Source organism: Phenylobacterium aquaticum, from assembly GCF_947378715.1.
Taxonomy (GTDB): Bacteria; Pseudomonadota; Alphaproteobacteria; order Caulobacterales; family Caulobacteraceae; genus Phenylobacterium; species Phenylobacterium aquaticum_A.
In genome coordinates this window covers 1-4,936 of the sequence record NZ_CANCLE010000222.1, presented here as the reverse complement: position 1 = coordinate 4,936, position 4,936 = coordinate 1, and the positions used below count along the sequence as shown (strand labels likewise).

Here is a 4,936-nt window from a genome sequence, read left to right as displayed (position 1 = left end):
CTGCTGGAACGCGCCGTGCGGCCGCTGGCCTCCACCCTGCAGGTGACGCCGGTGGTGGCCATCGCCCCCCTGGTGCTGATCTGGGCCGGTATCGACCACCCGGAGCGGGCCATTGTGGCGCTCGCCGTGCTGGTCGCCTTCTTCCCGATCTTCTCTGGCGCCGTCACCGGGCTGAAGGCCGCCGATCCGGACCTTGAGCGCCTGTTCGACCTCTACGGCGCGAGCCGGCTCCAGCGGGTGCTGCGCCTGCGCCTGCCCTCGGCCGTGCCCTTCCTGCTTGAGGGCCACAAGGTGGGCGCCGGCCTGGCGGTGATCGGGGCGGTGGTGGCCGAGTTCGGCGCCGGCTCCGGCGGGGTGCGGGGCCTGGCCTGGCGCATCCTCGACGCCGGCAACAAGCTGCAGACCGCGCGCATGATCGCCGCCCTGGTGGTGCTGGGTCTGATGGGCGTCGTTCTCCACGCCCTGCTCGACCGATTGGAGCGGGTCGGCCTCGCCTGGTGGCGTGGTCGTTAGAGGAGGGTTAAGGCTGCGGCCTTAGCCTTGCGGGACCATGCGTCTCCCGCTCGTCCTGGCCGTCATCCTCGCCGGCGCGGTTCCCACCGCGACCCTCGCTGGCGACCGCTATGGGAATGCGGAGATCGCGCCCCATCCCTCGCTGCTGAGCCGCGCCCTGGGCTGGACCAACAAGCAGGCGCCGGCCGACCCCGAGGGGGAACCGGTGGTCTTCGCCCAGCCCGCCCCCATGGCCCTGGCCAACCAGTATCTGCGCGGTCGCGCGCCGGCGCCCGGCGGCCGCCTGCGGCCCTCGCCGTCTGACGGTTCCCAGTTGGCCTATGCGCCGGTCTATCCGGCCTTTGTTCCGCAGGAGCCCTATCGCCAGGGCCCTTCACGGCCCGCGCCGCCCCTCGCCCCGGCCGCAGACCCCGTCCAACCCGACCCGCCGGAGCCCGCCTCTCCGGTGCTGGCCGGCGGCCTTCCCGCCTATGCGCCGCCCGCCCCGGCCGCCATCGCCCCGCCCCAGCATCTGGCCGACGCCGGCGGCGCCAGCCACGGCGGTGGAGAGGGCGCCCGGCTCTATTCGGTCCACCGCGCCTATGGCCTCACGCCGGACGCCATCACCGCCCCCGCCCAGGGCCAGGGCTATGTGCTGATCGGCCCCTCAGGCGGGGGCGTCGCCCAGGCCCCGTCCGACGAACCCGCCGCCAAGGACGACGCCGATGGCGACAGCGGCGAAAAGCGCGACCGCCCGTTCTGAGCCCGCCATGACCCACACCAAGCTCCACGACCTGATCGCCCTGGCCCAGGAGCCCTCCAGCGCCCGCCGTCGGGAGCTGCTGCGCGGGGTCACCGACCTGTTCTTCAGCCCCACAGATCCGCGCGGCGAGGCCGAGACCGCCCTGTTCGACGCCATCATGACCCAGCTGGCCGGCGAGATGGAGGACGCGGTGCGCGGCGAGCTCGCCCAGCGCATGTCCCAGGCCGAGGCGCCGCCCGCCGGCCTGGTCGGGGCCCTGGCCCGCGACCGGTCGATCGAGGTCGCCCGCCCGATCCTGCAGCATTCCGCCGCCCTGACCGACGATGACCTGATGTCCGTCGCCCACAGTCGGGGCCAGGCGCACCTGCGCGCCATCAGCCAAAGGCGCATCATTTCCGAGGCGGTGACGGGCGCCATCGTCGAGCGTGGCGACGACGAGACGCTCGGGACCCTGCTCGCCAACGAGGGCGCGCGGATGTCACGCGAGACCCACGAGCTGGTGGTCGACCGCGCCGTCGAGAACCCCGCCCTGCACGCCGCCGTCGTCGCCCGCCAGTCCCTGCCGGTCGATCTGCTCAACGAGATGTATTTCGTGGTCGAGGCCAAGCTGCGCGGCGAGATCCTGGCCCGCAACAACGGCATGGACCCCGAGGCCCTGGATCACGCCCTGGCGGTTGGCCGCAAACAGGTGGCTTCCCGCGACGGGTCCTTGCCCGCCGACTATGACGAAGCCGAACGCAGCATCCGGCTGATGCGCGCCCGCGGCGCCATCACCCCGCCCGTGCTGGCGGGCTTCCTGCGCAATGGCGAGACCAGCAAGTTCCTGGTGGCGCTCAGCGAGCTGGCCGACATCGACTTCCACACCGCCCGACGGATCCTGGAACGCCGCGAGCTGGATGCGCTCTCCATCGTCTGCAAGGCGGCCGGCTTCGACCGTTCGCTCTATCTGACCTTCGCGGTGCTGATCCTCGACCGCGAGGACAACGCCCTGGGCCGGGCCCGGGAATATGGCGAGCTCTATGAGGCCCTGCCGCGCGAAGCCGCCCAGCGGACCATCCGCTTCTGGCGCATCCGCCGTCAGACCGGCGACGTCGCCGCGGCCTGAGCCACCCCAGGATCAAGCTCTGGCGCCGGCGGCAGGCCGATCGCCGCCAGCCTGTCCAGGAAGCCCTGGGTGAGATCGGCGAATTCCACCATGCCGGCGACGATCGCGGGGCTGGTGATCACCCGCGCCGGAGCCACCAGTCCGCCATCCGGCCGGCGCTCCATCAGGTCCAGCTTGACCAGCTTGGTCGCGTGGCGGCGGACGGTCTCGTAGGGGATCAGCAGGGCCTTGCCCACCGCATAGACCGAGACCGGTCGGCGCAGGTCGTCGGGGGGAACCTCCTCCACCCCGGCATATCGGGGGCCTAGCACCGGATCGGCGACCAGGTGCTCTATATTGGCGAACCCGACATAGCGCATGATCAGGACGCTCAGCGGCTCCATGTCCAGGACGCGCCCCATCAGGTCCAGGCCGTCGAGGAAGAAGCTCAGGCTCAGCCGCTGGGCATAGCGCACCACATCCTCGCTCGGGACCACCGCGTCGGCGCGGCCGCTGAGCCCGACGGCTTGCGCGTCCGCAACCAGGGCGTTGACCGCCGCCCAGCCGGCCTCCAGGGCGCTGAGCAATTCCGGCCCCTCGGCCAGGGCGGCGGGAACGATCACCCCGCCCTCCACCGCGACGCAGACGCCGACGGCCTCCAGCTTGCGCACATGGCGGCGGGTAGTCTCGTAGGGCAGCCGCAGGGTCTTGGCCACGGCGTAGACGCTCACCGGCCGGCGCACGGAGTCTGGCGGAATATCGGAGACGCCGGCATAGCGCAGCGCCAGGTCCGGATCGGCGTAGACCGCGCGCAGATTGGCCCGCGCGACGGCCATCGCCACCAGGGCGGTGACCAGTTCGCGGTCGACGGACACCGCCACGATCCGCGCCACCTGCAGCAGAAAGCGCGACCCCAGGCGACTCAATTGCCGGCGCTGGTCCTCTGTCCCCTCGTCCCGCAGATCGCGCGGCATGTTTCCCCCGAAACGACTCGCCCGCATTTGACCACACGGTCAGGGTTCAAGCGAACGGCGTTATCGTCGCGCCCCCCATCTTGGGTGACCATGGATCGCCCTCCCCGCCGCCGGGTCCTGCTTCAGCCCCGCCCGGCCTGCGCGAAGCTTGGGCGCCTGAGCCCCGGCCGCGCGCCCGTCACCCGGCGCCCATTGCCCAGGGCGCGATCCGGGCGGGACGCTGCAACTTGGGCAGATCACGCCCCGCGACGCCCGGAGGACCGCCCCATGACCGACCAGAGCTTCGACTTCTCGCGCATGGGTCGCCGATCCTTCCTGCGCGCCGCCGCCTTCGCCGCGGCGGCCGGCCCCATCCTGACCGAGGCCGACATGGCCCGCGCCGCCCAGGCCGGCGCCGTGCCCCAGGGCATGGCCCTGCACGGCCAGGGCCCGGACATCCCGCCGCCGGACGCGGTGCTGATCAACGCCAACGAGAACCCTCTGGGCCCGTCCAAGGCCGCCATCGAGGCCATCAGCAAGATCGCCCCCCTGGGCGGCCGCTATGACCGCATCGGCGAAACCGAGATGCTGGCCATGACCTTCGCCGAGCAGCACGGGCTGAAGAAGGGATATGTCGAGATCTATGCCGGCTCGGGCGAGGCCCTGCACTTCACGGTGCTGGCCTTCACCTCGCCGACCCGCAGCTTCGTCACCGCCGACCCGTCCTATGAGGCCGGCATGTGGGCCTCGATGACCAGCGGGGCGAAGATCGTGAAGGTGCCGCTCACCCCCGGCTTCGCCCACGACATGAAGGCCATGGTCGCGGCCGATCCCAATGCCGGCCTGATCTATGTCTGCAATCCGAACAACCCGACCGGCACCCTGACCTCCAAGGCCGACATCGTCTGGGCTTTGGACAACAAGCCCAAGGGCGCGATCCTGCTGGTCGACGAGGCCTATATCCACCTGTCCGACGCCGAGGACGTGATGGACATGGTGGCCGCCGACAAGGACCTGATCGTCCTGCGCACCTTCTCCAAGATCTATGGCATGGCCGGCATCCGCGCCGGCGTCGCCGCCGGCCGGCCCGACCTGCTCGCCAAGCTGAAGCCCTTCGGCCAGAACCCCATGCCGATCACCTCATCGGCGGCGGCGCGGGCCTCCCTGCTCGACCCCGAGCTGATCCCGATCCGCAAGAAGCTGATCGGCGACACCCGGCGCGACACCCTGGCCTGGCTGAAGGCCAACAATTACAAGCTGATCGGCGAGTCCCAGTCGAACTGTTTCATGATCGACACCGGCCTGCCGGGCAAGACGGTCATGGCCGCCATGAAGGCCCACAAGGTCTATATCGGCCGCACCTGGCCGATCTGGCCCAACGCCGTGCGCATCTCGGTCGGCACGCCCGCCGACATGGCCGCCTTCAAGACGGCCTTCAAGACGGTGATGGACTCGAAGGCCATGGCCGACCTGCGCGGCCAGCCCCACTCAGGGATCGACCTCGCAGCGACCGAGCCGCATCTGCACCGATCCTAGGGCTTGGGCGCGGGCGGCGGGGGCGGCGGGCCGAACTCATAGCGGAACGGCGCCCGCAGCCGGGCGCCCACGGTCGGCAGGCCTTCCGGCGTCCAGACCGAGACCTGG

The 4,936-nt window shown here is 71.2% G+C and carries 5 protein-coding genes; 4 read left to right on the top strand and 1 reads right to left on the bottom strand.

The genetic code is table 11. The features are described from left to right. The 3 genes from Q7P21_RS19335 to Q7P21_RS19325 form a co-directional block, all read left to right on the top strand. Window positions 1-513 (top strand): ABC transporter permease (locus Q7P21_RS19335; protein ID WP_304179858.1); only part of this gene is annotated, 513 nt, incomplete at its 5' end. Window positions 514-550: 37 nt separating this feature from the next. Continuing rightward, window positions 551-1,255 (top strand): hypothetical protein, encoded by a 705-nt coding sequence (locus Q7P21_RS19330; RefSeq protein WP_304170855.1) that lies wholly within the window; start codon window positions 551-553, stop codon window positions 1,253-1,255. 7 nt (window positions 1,256-1,262) lie between these two features. After that, window positions 1,263-2,360, top strand: a complete 1,098-nt coding sequence (locus Q7P21_RS19325) for a DUF2336 domain-containing protein (protein ID WP_304170853.1) — start codon at window positions 1,263-1,265, stop codon at window positions 2,358-2,360. On the opposite strand, the gene Q7P21_RS19320 is transcribed toward Q7P21_RS19325, so the two are convergent. Continuing rightward, window positions 2,333-3,313, bottom strand: coding sequence for a hypothetical protein (locus tag Q7P21_RS19320; protein WP_304179856.1), 981 nt, complete (start codon window positions 3,311-3,313; stop codon window positions 2,333-2,335). The genes Q7P21_RS19325 and Q7P21_RS19320 overlap by 28 nt on opposite strands. 267 nt (window positions 3,314-3,580) lie before the next feature. Between Q7P21_RS19320 and Q7P21_RS19315 the strand changes: the two genes are divergently transcribed. After that, entirely contained in the window at window positions 3,581-4,828 is a 1,248-nt protein-coding gene (locus Q7P21_RS19315) for a pyridoxal phosphate-dependent aminotransferase (RefSeq protein WP_304179854.1), read from the top strand. Window positions 4,829-4,936 lie beyond the last annotated feature (108 nt).